Here is a 17,305-nt window from a genome sequence, read left to right on the forward strand (position 1 = left end):
TGCGCTCATATGCAAGGCATCAGAGCTGAAGATGTAGTGGTTTACCTCAAAGCTCTGATAACGCGGCAGATGAGTGCACCCGGCTCGCCCGAAGGGTGAGAAAATCAAACAGAATACCGTGGATTACATTTTGCATTTTTGAAATGACTGAAAATATTACCGCAAAGAACTGTAATTACGAATTATTCCTTAGTCCTGATTGTTTTTTCATGAAATATTCGGGATAGGGCGCTGGCTTTCCCCGGCGGTCATGGTGAATTTTACAATCTGTAAAAGATATGTACATCCCCGCCGCCTGAGTTCTTTTTATGTCCGGTGAGCAGGATCGGGCAATCTATTGATATTCAGGTCTATAATTCCGAACCTTTCTTCTTGCTCTCATTGGCACAGTCGTTGCCACTGTTTGATAGAGGCACATGGGAAAAGAGATCCGCAAACGGTGGTTTCCCATCCTCAGAAGTGACCTCAGGCACAGGATATTCAGGTTGTGAAAAGACCAAAGACGGGAAAACACCAGACACCGACCCTGAAACCATCCTATCGGTACCAGCGTTCGGGAATAGAGAAAAGTATTATCATTATGGTGGCCCTGACGGCGCTTATTTTTGTTGCCGCCAGTGCGGTGATGTCCCAGTGGTCTATTCGGGCCATGAGCCAGATTGTGAGGGATCAGTTCAATAGAGAGCAGATGGTTGTGGCACACAACGTCAGGGACTTTATTGAAATGAAATTTTCGGCATTAAATCGGGAGATGGTCGTTTTGTCCCGTGAGATAGAAAATGAGGGTGATCCCGAAAAGGCGATTAAAATGACCCTTGCCCGTGTCATCGAATTCGGCGTCAGTAAAATTGAATACCGTGACACAGAGGCAGGCATGGTTTATACCGGCGCTCCTTTCCATGACGAACTTCTTCGGGCTTCTCTTGGAACGCAGCCGCTGCTTCCTTTTAATCTGGACGCCGACAGCCAGGGAGAATTGAGATTTTCAAGGCCGCAAAAGACCCCCTCCGGTCTTTTTATTTTGCTGGGTATCCCCGTGGGCGGACAGGGTTCCGGGAGTCTGGTCTGTCACGTGAACATCTCATGGCTTCTTGGCCCCTCCATTAAGACGATCCGTTCCGGGCGGACCGGGTACGCATGGATTATCGATTGTGACGGAAATTTTCTGTATCACCCTGATGTCACATTTACCGGCCAGAACGCATTTATAGCGCGGAAATCAAAATTTCCTGACCTCTCTTTTGTGGCGATCAATAAAATTCAACGGGAGGAGATGCTCAAAGGAAACCAGGGCTCGGGGTCGTATATGGCGGGATGGCATCGGGGGCAGACAGGCCCGATCGAAAAACTGATCGCATACACGCCCGTGACGATCGCAGAGGCCCCGGCTCAGACGTGGTCGATTGCGGTGGTGGCCCCTGTTTCGGAAGTGGAGGCCGCCGTGAGGGAAAAATACAATCGCCAGTTTTATGCCCAGCTGGCCGTGATCCTGATTATTATCGGCAGTGCTTCGGTCATCATGTTTTTTGAAGTGAAATGGTCCGGGTATATGGAGAAAGAGGCCAATCGTCAGACCGATGAGCTCGTAAAATCCGAGGCGAAATACCGATCCCTTGTGGAGAGTGCGGAAGACTTTATCTTTACCGTCGATCGCAACGGGATTTTTCAGTCCATGAACAGCTTTACGTCAAATTTTTTTGAATGCAGGGCAGAGGATCATCTCGGCAAGGGGCTCTCGTCTTTGTTTCCTCTTGAGTTGAGCCGGAAGATGGAGCGGCTTTTTCACAGAATTTTTGAAAGTAAAAAAAGCATCCGAAAGGAGGCCCGGTTTGACCTAGGTGGCGCGCAGATCTTTATCGACGCCAACATGGTGCCTGTGCGCAGCGAAGAGGGGCCGGTCAACTTGGTCCTCTGCATTGCACGGGATATTACGGAAGATAAAAAACTGGAGCGTCATCTGATCCATACAGAGAAGCTGGCCTCCCTGGGAACACTGGCTGCCGGGGTTGCCCACGAGGTGAACAACCCCTTGGGCGTGATCCTTGGCTTTTGTGACCTTTTATTGCGCAAAAAAGACCCGGCCTCCCAGGAGTACGAGGACCTTAAAACCATCGAACGCCAAGGGCTTCATTGCAAAGAGATCGTCGAAAACTTGCTGAGTTTTGTGCGTACCGGAGAAAATCAGGGGCCTCGACACACGGATTTGAACCTTTGCCTGAAAGACGTGATTCAGATCGTCAGGCATCGGCTGGCCAAAGAAAAAATTGATTTAACCACCGATCTCCTGGACACTCTGCCCCTTGTCAGGGGCGATTTTCATAAGCTTCAGCAGGTGTTTCTTAATTTGATTAACAACGCCGCCGATGCAATGCCTGAAGGTGGGTCTCTGACCCTTCGGACATCCATGGATACGCATCACGACATGGCAGAGATTGTGGTTCAGGATGAAGGCATCGCCATCGCAGAGAAAGATATCGATCATATATTTGAGCCGTTTTTTACCACCAAACCCGAGGGAAGGGGAACAGGACTCGGCCTGTTTGTGAGTTACGGCATCATCACAGGGTTTGGGGGGATTATGGCGTGTGAGAGCAGGGCGCATTCTTCATCAGATGCCGCAGACGGCGGGACAACCTTTACTGTCAAGCTGATGGTTAAATCGTGAGGAGGAAAGATGAGCGGTCGTATTCTGATAGTCGATGATGAAAAGGACATGTTGACACTGCTTGGCAGGATTGTTTCTGAAGATACGAATTATACGGCTGTCACGGAGAACAACCCGGAAAAAGCCCTTGAGATGTTGAGAGAGGAGCCCTTCGATTTGGTCATGACCGACTTGAACATGCCCGGGATGTCCGGGATCACCCTGATGGAAAAGGTCCGGGCGATGCGTCCAGATATATCGGTGGTGATTCTGACGGCCTATGCCACCATTGAGACGGCGGTGGAAGCGACACGCAAAGGGGCAGACGATTATCTCACCAAGCCCTTTCGTCGGGAACGGCTGCTGGTTACTCTGGATCGGGTGATGAAGTGCCAGCGGGTGGTGAGAGAAAACAGGCAGCTTCGCAAGGCCCTTGAAAAAAAGAACGATCTTTCCATCATCGGATCCACGGCCTCCATGGCCGATGTGTTCCAGCGCATTCGGCAGGCAGCGCCCACCTCCGGCACGGTGCTGATTACGGGTCCCAGTGGCACGGGTAAAGAGCTGGTGGCCCGGGCCATCCACAAGAACAGCCGGAGGCGTGAAAAAAATATGGTGACGATCAACTGCGCAGCCATTCCTGAGAATATGATCGAAAGCGAGCTGTTCGGATACGTCAAGGGGGCCTTCACCGGGGCCGTGGTGGATAAGCCTGGCCTGGTGGAAGAGGCGCAAGGGGGGACCCTGTTCTTAGATGAAATCGGAGACCTGAACCCTGGGTTTCAGACAAAATTGCTCCGGCTGCTTCAGGAAGGGGAGTACCGCCCCGTCGGCAGCGTTAAAACTCTGAAAGCAGACCTCCGGTTTATTGCGGCCACCAACAAAAATCTGGAACAGGCCATGGTGGAAAAAACATTTCGGGCCGATCTTTTTTATCGCCTCAACGTGATTCGTATGGAGATCCCTTCCCTTGGCGAGAGAAGGGAGGATATTCCCATTCTTTGCCATCATTTTTTTACCAAATATGCGGCACTCAATGGAAAGACGATTCAGGGGATCGCGGCACATGCCCTCCAGGTGCTCAAGGAGAGGAATTACCCTGGCAACGTCCGGGAGCTTGAAAATATCATCGAACGGGGCGTCATTTTTTGCAACGGAGAGACCCTGACTCTTGCGGATCTGGGACTCGCCGGACCGAATCAGGGGTGTCTTCCCCGGATGAATTTAGAAAAACCTATGATGAGCTTTAAAGACGCCAAAGACGAAAATATCCGGACCTTTCACGACCTTTATATCCGTACTCTCCTGAAAGAGAGCGGCGGGAACATCAGCAAGGCCGCTGAAACGGCAGGGATACAGAGGCAGTATCTTCACCGCCTGATGAAGGAATCGCACATTGAAGCCGATGAGTTCAGGGGCAAGAAATCGGATTCTGCCAAGGATCTTTTTCTGGTCGCTGGCTAAGTCCGGATCCGGCCTTTGACCAGATATCCGTTGGCGTAAAAGACCTGTTTTTAGAGAAAGCAGACTACTTATTTTAAGTGGTCTGCTTTTTTTGTTTGCCCTATCCCGGCTCGCCCGAAGGATGAGAAAATCAAACAGAATACCGTGGATTACATTTTGCTTTTTGAAAATAGCAGAATTTTTCATAGCAACCCTCTGTAATAACCGTTCATTGACGTAGCTATTCAGCTATCCATTTTTTCTTTATAACCCCGGCCTGACAGCACCCTACGCTTTTCGTCTTCCCCGCGCAGGCGGGAATCCATGTATGAAAATCCGTATCGTCCTCATTTTTACAATGCAGTACCGGGTGGATGCGTAGGGTGCGCCTTGCGCACCGTCAGGCGTATCGTAATCCGGAAACACCGCATTTTGAAATAAGACGCGTGGCCATCGTTCACTTGCGAGGCCGATGGTCCTCTCTACGGTAGAAGGTGCGGGAGCCGCACCCTACGCGGTGATGAAAAGGTGTGACGTATTGGCATTTGAATCTTTCTGTCATTTGCCTCGACGACCTGGCGAAGGCAAACTGAATAGTTACTCATTGTCTTAATCTAATCGTTTCTCATGAAATATCCGGGATAGATGCCACAGAGGGGACACGGGCTGTCCACAGTGAAGTGACATTGCTGAATGGTAAGTGTCCACCCACAGGTTTTGTCTGGTGTCTGTCTTCAGGAGAGTGACAGGAAAAAAGGTGTGCTTTACTCATTGAAATCAGGGGCCTACTGGGTTTTACTTCTTTTCTTAATTTGTTGGTACGCCTTTTGTAATAACTACTACAGAAGTGAACGTCGGCAAGCAACGTACCGGCTTCGTTATTTATAAGGAATGTTGATTCAGGAAGGAGGGTTTATGCAACACACTATCTGGCAATGGATCGGAGATGAAGCCTTGCTGTCGCAAGCGTTATCCGCTCTGTCAACTCCGGCCTTGCTGGGCGTAATTGTCGTCTGCATCATTTTGCTGTCCAAAGGGGCGGATTGGATGATCGACGGCGTTGTTGACCTGGCAACACGGACGGGGATTCCCAAAATAGTAATCGGTGCAACGATTATCTCTCTGGGAACCACCATGCCCGAGGCTTTTGTTTCCGTCATGGCGGCCTTCATGGGGAACCCTGGGCTGGCCCTTGGCAACGGGGTGGGCTCCATCATCGCGGATACCGGTCTGATTTTCGGACTCACATGCATCCTGGCAGCGGTCCCGGTCAATCGGTTTATCCTTAACAGGACCGGCTGGGTGCAGGTGGGCTCTGCAACCCTTCTCGTTTTTATTGCCGTGGTTGTGTTTTTTACCTCCTCGGGCGCTCCGGTGATCGGTCGATCCATCGGGATCTTTTTTCTGATCCTGCTGGCGGTCTATATGTACGCCACCTTCATGTGGTCAAAGCATGGCTCCCTGCAGGGTGACGAAGAGGCAGACAGTGACGAGGGGGATGAAGCCGAGCTGATGGGGCTCTTCCAGTGTTGGCTCATGGTCATCGGCGGTCTCTTCTTCGTTGTTCTCGGTGCCCGTATTCTGGTCCCGAGTGCCTCGGAGATCGCCCTGCGGTTTGGCGTGCCTGAAGATGTTATCGCCGCGACCATGGTGGCCTTTGGAACCTCCCTGCCGGAACTTATGACCGCCATTTCGGCGATCCGAAAAGGCTACCCCGAAATCACCGTCGGCAACATCGTCGGTGCCGATGTTCTCAATTGCCTCTTCGTTATCGGAGCGGCTGCCACGGCCAAGCCCCTGGCCATTCCACAGAATTTCTATTTCTTCCACTTTCCGGCCATGCTCATCATCCTCTGGTCTTTCAGGGCCTTTATTACGATGAACAAGGACGGCAAGTTTAAACGGGTACAGGGTTATTGGCTACTCGGCGTCTATATCAGCTATGTGGTGCTTCAGTACGCGTTGAATGTGAAATTACCGGCTTAAAATGAACGTAAAAGACAGGACAAAATAAACAGGAAACAGGATTGGACTGAAAAGGAGAGAACGTATGACTGGACATGAAAACAAGAACATGGGCTGGGAAGTGGCCCGGGAGCTGGAGAAAGAGAAGCAGACCATCGCAGAGCGGTTTATTCCCGAGTGGCGCCATATCCGCGCCGCTCTGGGGGCTGTGTTTGTCTTTTTTCTGGTGTTTCTCCTGGGCATCTGGCTGGCAGGAAACCCCTTTGAGCCCACGGTCAGGATTCAGTCCGACTGGGTCGTCGCACACGGCCTTCAGGGAAACCAGTGGACCATCGTCTGGAGTGTGGTTCTTTTGGCCGCATTTTTTGAGTTCATGGACGCCTCTGCGGGCATGGGCTTCGGGACCGCGTTGACCCCGATCCTTCTCGTGATTGGCTTTGACCCCAAGCAGATCGTGCCGGTGGTCATGGTTCAACAGGGCGTGGCAGGCATTGTCGGTGCCTTCCTTCACCGGGAATTTGAGAACGTGGAGTGGAAGTTCAGCCCCATGTCTGAAACCGTCCGGCTCTGGCTTATTATTGCGGTGACAGGATGTATCGCGGTGGCCATCTCCATCTGCGGTGTCTACAAATACCTCCATGTGGACAAGGTCTGGATCAAGCTCTATGTGGCATGCCTGCTTCTCATGATGGGTGTGATCTCCGTTTGGAGCGCCAAGAAAGACATGCCTTATAAACCGAATAAGATGATCGGGTTTGCTGCCCTGGCTGGGTTCAACAAAGGGGTCGGCGGCGGGGGCTACGGGCCGGTTGTGACCATCGGTGGCCTTCTCTCCGGTGTGCCTGTCAAGAGTATGCTGGCTGTGACGGCTATCTGTGAAGGCACGGTCAGTACCTTTGCCATTGTTGTCTGGCTGGCGCTTCTCTCCAGCGGTGTTCAGATTGACTATCTGCTGCTGCCGTCCATGATGCTCGCGACCATGTTCTCTGCGGTTGCGGCACCTTACATGACCCGCGTCTTCCCGGAAAAATTGTGGAAAATCATTGTCCCGGCTTACTGCCTGATCGTGGCTGTGCTCTGCTTCTACAAGATTATTCCAGGGATCTATGCAAAACTCGTCGGCTGATCTCCTCAGCAGTTGAGATGACCCGATGACGATCATATCGTCAGACCTCTCCCTCCCCGATTTCGGGGGAGGGAGACCCGACGGGATTTCGCGGTGCCGGGTTTGGAGAAGAACGAAAATGCCGGGCGGACAGCGGCCGGAGCTTGGATGAAAGGAGAGATGAAATGAACGGCAACCCAATGGATCAGAGTCAGTATTTACGAAAACGCACCCACAGTATCGGGGTGAGCATGATTGTCATGGGGGGGTCGTTTTTCCTCTATTACCTTGGGCTTTTCGGAAATGTCCAGGGCCCGTTGACGCCGTCGACCCTCGGTGCTTCATTGGCTGGGCTGGGGCTGACGAAGAAGCATATGCTCTTGTTCTTCCTTTCATTTTTTATAATGTCATTGATCTGGAATCATCTGTTTAACCTCACCGCTTTTGTGACAGGGGCTCGGCGGCGCTGCCTCGGCGAGGATGAGGAGGGCCATGTCTGTGGCGCGGTGACCCGGAAAATCAAGGGGATCTCTGCGATCGGTGAAAAGGTGGTTCAGTATGAATGCGCACAGGGGCATCTGTGCACCGAGGCTCATTTTGAGGCGGTGAAAAAAGGGGTGGTCAGCTATACGGTCACCGTTGCCGCCCTGATGTTTTGTGTCATCGTGATGTATTGTTCGTGAACTGCCCGTGCGTTGGGGAATTTTTTGTTCCCGTTGAGGCCGGGCCGCTGTTAAGTGGTCTGGCCTTGTTGCGTTGCCTGAGGTGAAACCAAAAGGATGGCGTGCGACCGGAGGTCACCTCCATTCTTTGTTCAAACAGGTTTTTAAGTGATGTTTCACGTGATTAATAAATTCACGAAGTCATCTCTTCAGAATCGGAAGATACAAGCCATGTCTGACAGATCTTTTTTTACATTATCGGCACCCCGGGATTTTCCTTATTATCGGAAAGTATGGAAAAGAGTGGTCGCTATTTTGACGCTTTCAGCTTTCCTGCCCCTGCTCGTCATCGGGGGGGGAATGTATTTTTACATGGCCGGTTCTTTGAAAACTAAGACGATCGATGCTCTGCAGGCCGAGGTGGTTTCTCATAAGAGGTCCATCGATTTATTTCTTTCCGAACGGATCATGGATTTAAAGTTTATTTCTCAGAACAACAACCTGGCCCAGATGGTGTCGCAGGACCGCTTTGATCGTATTTTTACCGCCCTTCAGCAGGAAAAACCCTATTTTGAAGACATGGGCATCATCGGCAGTGACGGCAACCACCTTGCCTACATTGGGCCGTACGATCTCAAGGGGAAAAATTACCGCGAGACCCGCTGGTTTAAAATAGCGATGTCTGACGGGGTGTATGTCAGCGATGTGTTCACCGGTTTCAGGAATCAGCCCCATTTTATTATCGCGGTCAAGCGCAGGCAGGGGGAGGTCACCTGGATCCTCCGGGCCACGGTGGTCTCCGGATTGTTTGACAACATTGTGACCCGGGTGGCTCAACACCGGGACGGCGATGCCTATCTGATCAACAGCCAGGGGGTGTTCCAGACCAACCCGAGGAAGGGGGGCGGCTTGATGATGATATCTCAGGTACCGGTCCCCCAACGTTTTGAAGGCGTTCAGGTAGACGAGAAAGGCTCGGCCGTGACTCTGACCACCTGGCTTGAGGCCGTGCCATGGCTCAGTGTGGTGAGCATCCAGAAAAAAGATATTTTCAAAGAGCTGCACAAGGTGCGGACCACCGGTCTCTTTGTCGCCTTGCTGGGCGGATTTATCATTGTGTTGACCGTTCTTTTTACCACGGACAGCCTGGTGATGATGCTTGAGGATAAACGGAAAAATTTAAGGCGTCTGGACAATCGCCTGCGGACCACAGCCAGCTTTGCTTCCTCCATGGAGCTTTCAAAGGGCGTGTTCAGTGACCTGAATGATATCCTGTCAAATATTCACGTAACCGCTATACTGGTGAACGAGGAGGTGGGCCATGCCAGCGTGAGCGAGACCTGTTTTATCACAAACCAGATCCTCACGGAGTCCATCCGAGGGCGCAACCTGATCGACAGTTTTTTAAAGTTTGTCGGGACGGAAGACCCGGTGATTATGGAGGTGGATGTTCATCTGATCTTGGACCGGATCCTTGGCTTTCTAAAGGCCTCCCTCATTGAAAAGAATATGAGTGTAGTGGCTCATTGGGGAGAAGGATGTCCTGCTGTGAGAAGTGACGGGACGGCGCTGCGTCAGGTATTTCAGGATCTTTTACTCAATGCGGTGGCGGTTACCGGGGCAAACGGGGCCATCGGCGTCTCCACATCCGTTACAGCCTCCAGTGTCGTGGTTTCGGTCTCCGATGCGGGGCTTCCGTTGCAGGAGGCAGAGGTCTCCCAGCTTTTTGACCCGCATTACTCCACGGGTCGTGGGGATTCAAGTCTGGGCCTCTCTATCAGCCAGCGTATTATGGAGAGGCTCGGAGGGAGCCTGACGGCCAAAAACGGGGAAGAACAAGGCGTGGTGTTTGAGATTGAGATCCCGAAGGAATTTATGAAGGAATCGTTGAAGGCGTAACGCTCATGATATTGAAACGGGAACATATCAAACAGGCTGTGGATGCCATCGGCAAGAGACGGCCGGAGATCGCTTATACCCTCAATATCATGTTGGGGAAGGGTAGGATCGACGTGCCTTGTGCATCCGAGGCCTCGGAGGAAAAAAGACCGTATTTTTTATTCTCCGGCCGGAAAGCCTTTGTCAACAAGTACCAGTTTTTTAACGACGGAACCGCCCCGGTCGAGCAGGCCCTGTTGCTCTTTTACGGAGAGATGGCCCAGAAGCGCGCGCTGCTCCATCAAGAACCCGAGGGAACGCCCGGAAAACATGCATCTCAAACCGATACGGCCGGTCTTTCCCTGGTGATAGACTATGAAATCGATCGTGCCGCGGCCGACCTGAATCATCGCATCGCCCTGGCCCGTCAAAAAGGGGGGGAGACCGAGGGGAGCCCCCGGGTGGATTTATTGACCCACAGGCTTCAGCGGCTCGAGATGATTCGATCCGTCGATACCTTGGATGAGGGGTTTCGGCATGCCTCCGATGACCCCCCGACTCTTTTTCGGGGGGTCATCGGCGATGAGACGAAAGCCATGTTTATGAGCTTTCCGTTTACACGGAACAGCCTGATGCAGTCCGCACGCCTCAATCTGGACTATTTCCATATTCGTTTTCTTTTGAATTGTCTTATCACCGGCACGGAGAAGCTGCTGTTTGCCGGTGTCGCCGGGGAGGCCCTCCAGGGTCTGATCTTTCTTGAATTGTTGACGAAGCCTTTTTACCAGAGCCTTGAGGTCAAATACATCGCGACGCGGGGTGGCTTGCCGGAGGGCAGCGGCATCCGCTCGATGAAAGGGACGGGGACCTTTATCATGGCCTCCACCTGGATGCTTTGGAAGAGCCGGTTTCCCAATGTAAAAGAGCTTTCTCTGGACTCGGAGATTGAAGCCGAACGCTTTTACTCATCCATTGGGTTTCATCGGAGGGGGCTCTACCGATGTGTCCTGACCTCCCCGGAAGGGAGGCTCCTCACCTCCATTACCGCCATGTCCGCCTTTTCGAAAAAAAGGTACCCTTCCATTACCCACTCACTGTGCAACAGAGTGGCCGGACAGGTGAAGCTTCTCAGGCGAAGAAAAACGATGAACGGGAAGCGAAGCACGGCGCGTGAGTTTCTGAAAATTGCGATTCATCCTGCTGGGTCGGACCTGCTGGCCCGGACCACGGTGCGGCTGCTGATGAAAAACAGGTCCCGCATCCCTGAGGGCGAAGCGCTGTTTGCCCTGGCGAAGGCCTTCGGTCGAACGGCCACGCAGTCAGGCCACGGGGGGGACTCCATGCCGGTTGCGGTGGTCACGGACCGGCGATATCGGAATCATCTCCAGGGCATCGCACATCTTGAAAACTACCGGCGGATTAAGGCGGTGGAAGATGTCTTGAGTCACCGTTGTCTGGATGGGCACTGGTTCGGGATTGCCCCCCGCCTGGCGGAAATATATGAGCTGACCTGGGTGCATACCCCGGAGTATGTGGCAAAGGTGGCAAACACGTCGGGAAAAAAACTTTCTGCCTTTGACTTTGATACCCAGACGACGGAAGAGTCCTGGGCCACGGCCAGGTTGGCGGCAGGAGGGCTCTTTTCTCTTTTGGACGCCATTATGTCCGGCATGGCGCGACGGGGTTTTGCCTTTATTCGGCCTCCGGGACACCATGCCTTGCCCTCGCGGAGCATGGGGTTTTGTATTTTCAACAACGTGGCGTTGGGGGCACGGTATCTCAAGCACCGATACGGGGTCTCGAAGCTGATGATTATCGATATTGACGCCCATCACGGCAACGGCACCCAGGAGGTGTTTTATGACACCGATGAGGTCCTTTTTGTCTCTATCCACGAGTCGGGTTCGTTTCCGGGCACGGGGCGGGTTGAAGAGACCGGCCGGGGAAAGGGGGAAGGCTATACCATCAACATTCCCCTGGGCAAGGGGAGCCGGGCACGGGACATCGGAAGGGCGCTCTATTTTATGGCCGGACCGGTGGCGCAGGCCTATGAACCGGAGATGATCCTTGTCTCTTTTGGGTTTGACCTTTTTATTCATGACCGGCTGGCCGGCATGAAGGTGACGCCCAATGGCTATGCCATTTTAACCGCGCTTCTCCTGGAAATGGCGGAACGCCTGGCAGGGGGCCGTATTGCCTTTGTGATGGAAGGGGGCTACAGCATTGACGGGATTCGCAAATGTGGGCTTGAGGTGATGAAAGAGGTCTGCAACGTGTCGAGTGTCAGTCGGGAAAAAGTCGATAACATACGTAAAAGTGACCTCCGCAGCCTGGCAGGCCTTAAAACCGTGATCAACACGCATAAAAAGTATTGGGAGGTCCTCCAGTAGGGATCCCGAACTGTCATATGGTACTTTCCACCCCTGTCTCCTCTGTGATGACAATGCCCGTGAATGCACGGGCTTTTTTTTTGCCTTCTGTTATGTAAACGATGATATTTTCGAGGGTTGTCACGAAATGGCATGGAGGGCTCTGTCTGGCACGCTTGTTGTAATGCTTGTTGTATTGAACGGATAAAGAATCAGCCGGCGGAATGTTTACTTCATCATGTCCATGGGGGGGGCTGCATGACTCAATACTCAGAAAGCAGAAAACAGGCACATTATTCCCGTCTCTTTCGTCGGTTTATTTTTCTGACCATGATCTGCTCTCTGGTTCCCCTTCTCTTTGCTGGCTGGGCCATCAATATCCATTATTCACGGTTTGCCAGAGAACGCACGATGAACACCCTCTGCACCCGGGTTGATTATCACAGGAAAATTATTGAACTTTTCTTGAAGGAAAATCGGGACAGACTCGATTTCATCGCGCGCACGCATTCCAAGTCCAGCCTGGTTGAAGAGGGCCAGCTCACGCAAATTTTAGAAAATGTGAACCGCGATTCCTGGATCCTCACCGATATAGGCATCATCGATGATACCGGGGAGCACCTCGCCTATGTCGGCCCGTTTGATCTGATCGACAAAAATTATTCCGAAACCATCTGGTTCGGAGAGGTGATGGAGAAAGGCATTTATACCAGCGACATGTTTATGGGGTTCAGAAAAGTACCGCATTTTGTCATGGCTGTGGCACGGCATGAAAACGGCCGGTGCTGGATATTGAGGGCCACGGTCAACACGGATCGGTTTCGGTCCCTGGTGGAGAACATCAGGTTGGGCAAGACCGGAGATATCTATCTGGTGAACAGCCAGGGCCTCTATCAAACAAGCCTCGGGTCAGGTGGGGAGATGATGACTCCGGCTCCTGGATTTGACGGCATCGCGCACCCCCATTCGAAACCGGAGTGTTATGAAACCACCGGCAGGGGGGGGGACCAGCGGATTGTCTGTGAAACCTGGCTGGAGGATCCCCGGTGGCTTTTGGTGGCGAGCCAGGGGAAGGCCGAATTGTTTAAAGAGGTTCGTTATGCTAACAGGGCGTCCCTGGTGTATTTGCATCTCAGTGCATTGATTATTTTAATTGTCACCATCTTGATTACCCGGCACATGGTTTCGGTGATTAAAAAAAGAGATCTCGAGGTTGAATGCATGAACCTTCAACTCATGCATGCCGGGAAAATGGCCTCCATCGGTGAGCTTTCAGCAGGCGTCGCCCATGAGATCAACAATCCCCTTGCCATCATCATGACGGAACGCCAGCTTTTGCTGGATACGGAACAAAGGGCTCGCATCACAGATGAGGTCTTCAGGAAACAATTTGAGGATTCTCTGAATCAGATTAACATCCAGGCACGTCGGTGCAAGCACATTACACGAAGCCTTTTACGGTTTGCCCGAAGGACACGCTCCGATATCGAGACCGTGGATGTGAATCAATTTATTAAAGAAGTGATCGATCTGATGGAAAGGGAAGCCAAATCGGACGGCATCAAGTTTGTCGCGTTGCTGGAGGCCACCCTGCCGTCCATTTTGTCGGATCCCTCACAGCTTCAGCAGGTGTTTTTGAATATTATCAACAACGCCATTGAGGCCCACGAAGAAAAAGCCTGCGGTGTGATTACTATTACGACGGCTTCTGCCAAAGATCAGAGCGGGATCGTCGTCACCGTCGAAGATACGGGCACGGGAATCCAAAACAGCGATATGGGAAAAATTTTTGATCCTTTCTTTACCACAAAGCCTCCGGGAAGGGGCACTGGCCTGGGGCTCTCCATCTGCTACAGCATTGTCAAGCAGCTTGGAGGGCTGATTCACGTGGAAAGCGAAGCCGGAAAAGGGGCCGCTTTTATTCTGGAGCTGCCGTTGACCCCTCCCGAAGAGCGGGTGAAGAAGGGATGAACTCGACTCCGTTTTAATTGACTGGGGAAGGTGACGTTAAAAAAAGAATCGAGGGGAGACGAAAAGCCGATGCACATGGCTTGGAGGCTCTCCCTGGTTTTCGATGCCCCTAAGGCGCGAGGTAAGTGTCGATGTTTTTTAGGGTCACCCATGTTGACCAACCCTTAATGAAGGAAAGGAGATGGCCTATGATAGGAAGTAAAATACTATTGGTTGATGACGAGGAAATTTTTGCTAATAATATGGCGAAACTTCTCGAAAACAGGCAGTACAAAGTCACGGCGGTCTACAATGGAGAGAGTGCCATAAGCGCTCTTGAAGACGACAAATTTGACGTCGTTGTCCTGGATCTTAAGATGCCGGGGATGGATGGACTGGCAACCCTGAAACAGATCAAGCAATTGGGGCTTCTTACCGAAACACTTCTCCTGACCGGCCACGGTTCCATTGATGCTGCCGTTGAAGCGATTCGTCTCGGAGCATACGATTTTCTCACCAAACCCTGTGAAATCGACGACCTTGTCGAAAAGATCGAGGGGGCGTGGAGAAAAAAAGATGACGCCTGGAAAATAGATATGGAGGGAAAACTGAAAAAACTTGTGGAATCACCCTCATCCGTTTTTGATTTGTTTGATTGATGCGTCTGACAACATATGAGGCGCTTATCCAAATGAATGGGTGAGGTTTACAAATCGTGCTGGCCTCGGAATTCTGCCTGAGGCAGCCCGGTTTGTAGACTTTTTTTATTTATCCAGCAGAACCCGCAGCAGGATCTCCTTGAAATCCGAAAACCGGTAGGGCTTCACGGCAATGGCTTTGATGCCGTGCTCTTCATAATTCGACATGATGGGATCGCTGGCGTAGCCGCTGGAGAGGATGATTTTAGCCTGGGGATCCATGGCGAGAATCTTCTCTGATGTCTCCCGTCCCCCCATCCCTCCGGGAATGGTCAGGTCCAGAACCACACAGTCAAAGGGCTTCCCTTCCGCCTGTCGTTTTCGATAGGCTTCTACCGTTTCATGCCCCTCCACGGTGAACGTCACCCTAATTCCCAGCTTACGTAAAATGGTCTCCAGGATTTTTCGGATCACCGCCTGATCGTCTAGAACGAGAACGTGTGCCTCAAGGGCATGGGTGTCGATATAATTCTCCAGCCTCTCTTCCAGCGGCTCTTCAATGGGTTTTGTGGCGGCAGGAAGGGAGAGGGTGAAGGTGGTGCCTTTTCCCAACTCCGAATCCACGGCGATGGTTCCGTTGTGCTTGGCGACAATGGCGTAGGTGGTGGCAAGGCCCAGCCCGCTGCCTGTTTTTTTTGTGGTGAAGTAAGGGTCGAAAATTTTATCGAGGTGTTCCGGGTCGATGCCGGTTCCGGTGTCCTGGATGGTGATGCGGACCGTGCGGCCGGAAGGCGCCTGTGCATTGCATGCGGTCAGGGAAATCACACCTCCGGTAGACATGGCCTGGTGCGCGTTGATGACCAGGTTCCCGACAATCTGGCTGAGCTGCCCCTTGTCGGCGGAGACGGGCCACAGGTCGTCATCAATGCTGGTTTCCAGGCGTGCGTTAAGCCCTTGCGCGGCGAAGGCGGCGGCTTCGGCCAGGGTTTTCCCGGCTGCGATGACTTTCCTTACAGGCTGTTCGTTTTTTGAAAAGGTGAGAAACTGACCGGTAAGCGCCACGGCCGCCTCCATGGATTCCTCGGCCGATGCGAGATAATCCATGGCTTCATGTGTTGGCGGCAGTGCCATCTTCGCCATGGAGATGTTGCCGTAAAGCCCGGTGAGCAGATTGTTGAAGTCGTGGGCGATGCCTCCGGCGAGGATGCCCAGGGACTCCAGTTTTTTCACCCGAAGAAGGTCCTCTTCGGCTTTCATTTTATCGGTAATATCCTTGAAAATAATCACAATACCGATGGCTTTTCCCGTTTCATCCCGGATGGGGGCAAAGTTATAGCCTATCCGATACAACGACTCGTTTCGTGAGATCAGCATGGCTTCGGTGGTCGTTTTATCCTTATCGCTGAGTTCATCGCCGGTGAATTCAGGAAGAGAGATCGGCTGGTCTGTGTTGCGGTCCTGAAGCCGGAAGACGTCACGGATGTCTTTTCCTTCGGCATCTTCCAGGGGCCATCCCGTTAGATTCTCCGCCGCTGCGTTCAGGCGAGTGACCTTTCCGTCTGTGCCCGTGGTGATGACCGCATCTCCAATGGAGTCCAGGGTGATGCGCAGGTTCTCGTTGTTTTCCCGGATCTGTTGGGTCTGTCTGCCGACCTGTTGTCTCAAGCTGGTCGTCCAGGCCCAGAGCAGGAAGATAAGGGAGAAAACGAGTCCCGTCCCGATTTGAAGGCTGATGCGCAGGGTTTCCGGCAGGGTGACTTCACCGGTACTGACCCATCGGCGGTAGATGGCCTGTCGCCGATTTGGTTCGATTTGATCCACTATTTTTTCGAGAATGCTGAAGAGCTCCGGGTCGTCAAGGGAGGTGGCCAGGGCCAGCCGGTTGCGAAATTGCGTCTGGCCGGCAATCTGGAGATTGGTGAGTCCCAGATTTTCGATCAGGTAGGAGGCCTCCATCTGGTTGATGACCATGGCGTCACAATTCCCTGAGGAGACCTCATGAAGGCCTTTGATGCTGGTTTTTACTCCGATGGGGGTGATGTGGGGGTAGTATCGCGTCAGGTCGTCATTGACGGCATAGTTGGTGACCGCGCAGAGTTTTTTTTCGGCAAATTCCGGGATGGCTGTGCCCTGAGTGGTTTTTCGCGTGACGATGGCGTAGGGCACTTTGACGACGGGGTCGGTAAAGAGAAGGTAGCGGGCGCGCTCATCGGTGCGGTGGATCCCCAGAAAGATGAAGTTTCGGTTCGTCCTGGCGTGGTCGAGGAGCTCATTCCAGCGGGTGAATGCTTTGATGGGCAGGTTGAGGCCCAGTTGTTTTTCAATTTCTCTCAGGTAGTCCACAAAAAAGCCGTCATAATCTCCGGCTTCATCATGGAAGACGTAAGGAGGCAGGCCATCTTCAAGAAGAATCGTCAGGTCTCCCTGATGAGCTTTAAGCCAGTGGTGCTCTTCGGGTGTCAGGGAGAGAGCGTCATCCATCCGGCAGGACAGGGCGAAAAACAGGATGAGGATCGCCGCAAGCAGGTATCGAAGGGGCCATCGAATGACCCGGTGTGAGGGAAAGCCCGGCATAGTGTCTATTGTCCATAGGGTGTGAGGGTCTTTTCCTGATGAGATTACCACATATTCTTAGGCTGTTGAAGGACCGG

The 17,305-nt window shown here is 52.4% G+C and carries 10 protein-coding genes; 9 read left to right on the plus strand and 1 reads right to left on the minus strand.

Translation table 11 applies throughout. From position 1 onward, the window contains the following. Positions 1–487 precede the first annotated feature (487 nt). The 9 genes from Q1Q75_RS15605 to Q1Q75_RS15645 all read left to right on the plus strand — a co-directional run bounded on the left by Q1Q75_RS15605 (position 488) and on the right by Q1Q75_RS15645 (position 14,675). Positions 488–2,665: a sensor histidine kinase gene (locus Q1Q75_RS15605; RefSeq protein ID WP_300672499.1), complete on the plus strand. Its 2,178-nt coding sequence runs from the start codon at positions 488–490 to the stop codon at positions 2,663–2,665. A 9-nt stretch (positions 2,666–2,674) separates the two neighbouring features. After that, positions 2,675–4,108: a sigma-54 dependent transcriptional regulator gene (locus tag Q1Q75_RS15610; protein WP_300672501.1), complete on the plus strand. Its 1,434-nt coding sequence runs from the start codon at positions 2,675–2,677 to the stop codon at positions 4,106–4,108. An 894-nt stretch (positions 4,109–5,002) separates the two neighbouring features. Next, the gene (locus Q1Q75_RS15615; protein WP_300672503.1) at positions 5,003–6,073 is read left to right on the plus strand and encodes a calcium/sodium antiporter; all 1,071 of its coding nucleotides are present in this window, start codon (positions 5,003–5,005) and stop codon (positions 6,071–6,073) included. Positions 6,074–6,137: 64 nt separating this feature from the next. Next, complete coding sequence (locus tag Q1Q75_RS15620; RefSeq protein WP_300672505.1) at positions 6,138–7,178, plus strand: sulfite exporter TauE/SafE family protein; 1,041 nt, start codon at positions 6,138–6,140, stop codon at positions 7,176–7,178. Positions 7,179–7,342: 164 nt separating this feature from the next. After that, positions 7,343–7,840, plus strand: coding sequence for a hypothetical protein (locus tag Q1Q75_RS15625; protein WP_300672507.1), 498 nt, complete (start codon positions 7,343–7,345; stop codon positions 7,838–7,840). Positions 7,841–8,050: 210 nt separating this feature from the next. Then, positions 8,051–9,718 carry a sensor histidine kinase gene (locus tag Q1Q75_RS15630; protein ID WP_300672509.1) on the plus strand — a complete coding sequence of 556 codons (1,668 nt, stop codon included), beginning with the start codon at positions 8,051–8,053 and terminating at the stop codon, positions 9,716–9,718. Between the two features lie 5 nt (positions 9,719–9,723). Continuing rightward, entirely contained in the window at positions 9,724–12,087 is a 2,364-nt protein-coding gene (locus Q1Q75_RS15635; RefSeq protein ID WP_300672511.1) for a histone deacetylase, read from the plus strand. Positions 12,088–12,324: 237 nt separating this feature from the next. Beyond that, on the plus strand, positions 12,325–14,037 hold the full coding sequence (locus Q1Q75_RS15640) for a PAS domain-containing sensor histidine kinase (protein WP_300672513.1): 1,713 nt from the start codon (positions 12,325–12,327) through the stop codon (positions 14,035–14,037). A 188-nt stretch (positions 14,038–14,225) separates the two neighbouring features. Next, positions 14,226–14,675, plus strand: a complete 450-nt coding sequence (locus Q1Q75_RS15645; protein WP_300672515.1) for a response regulator — start codon at positions 14,226–14,228, stop codon at positions 14,673–14,675. Positions 14,676–14,780: 105 nt separating this feature from the next. Here the strand turns inward: Q1Q75_RS15645 and Q1Q75_RS15650 are convergent, their stop codons facing one another. Beyond that, on the minus strand, positions 14,781–17,228 hold the full coding sequence (locus tag Q1Q75_RS15650) for a transporter substrate-binding domain-containing protein (protein WP_300672517.1): 2,448 nt from the start codon (positions 17,226–17,228) through the stop codon (positions 14,781–14,783). Positions 17,229–17,305 lie beyond the last annotated feature (77 nt).

Origin of the sequence: Desulfoluna sp., assembly GCF_030145185.1 — a bacterium.
In the GTDB taxonomy this organism is placed as follows: Bacteria; Desulfobacterota; Desulfobacteria; order Desulfobacterales; family Desulfolunaceae; genus Desulfoluna.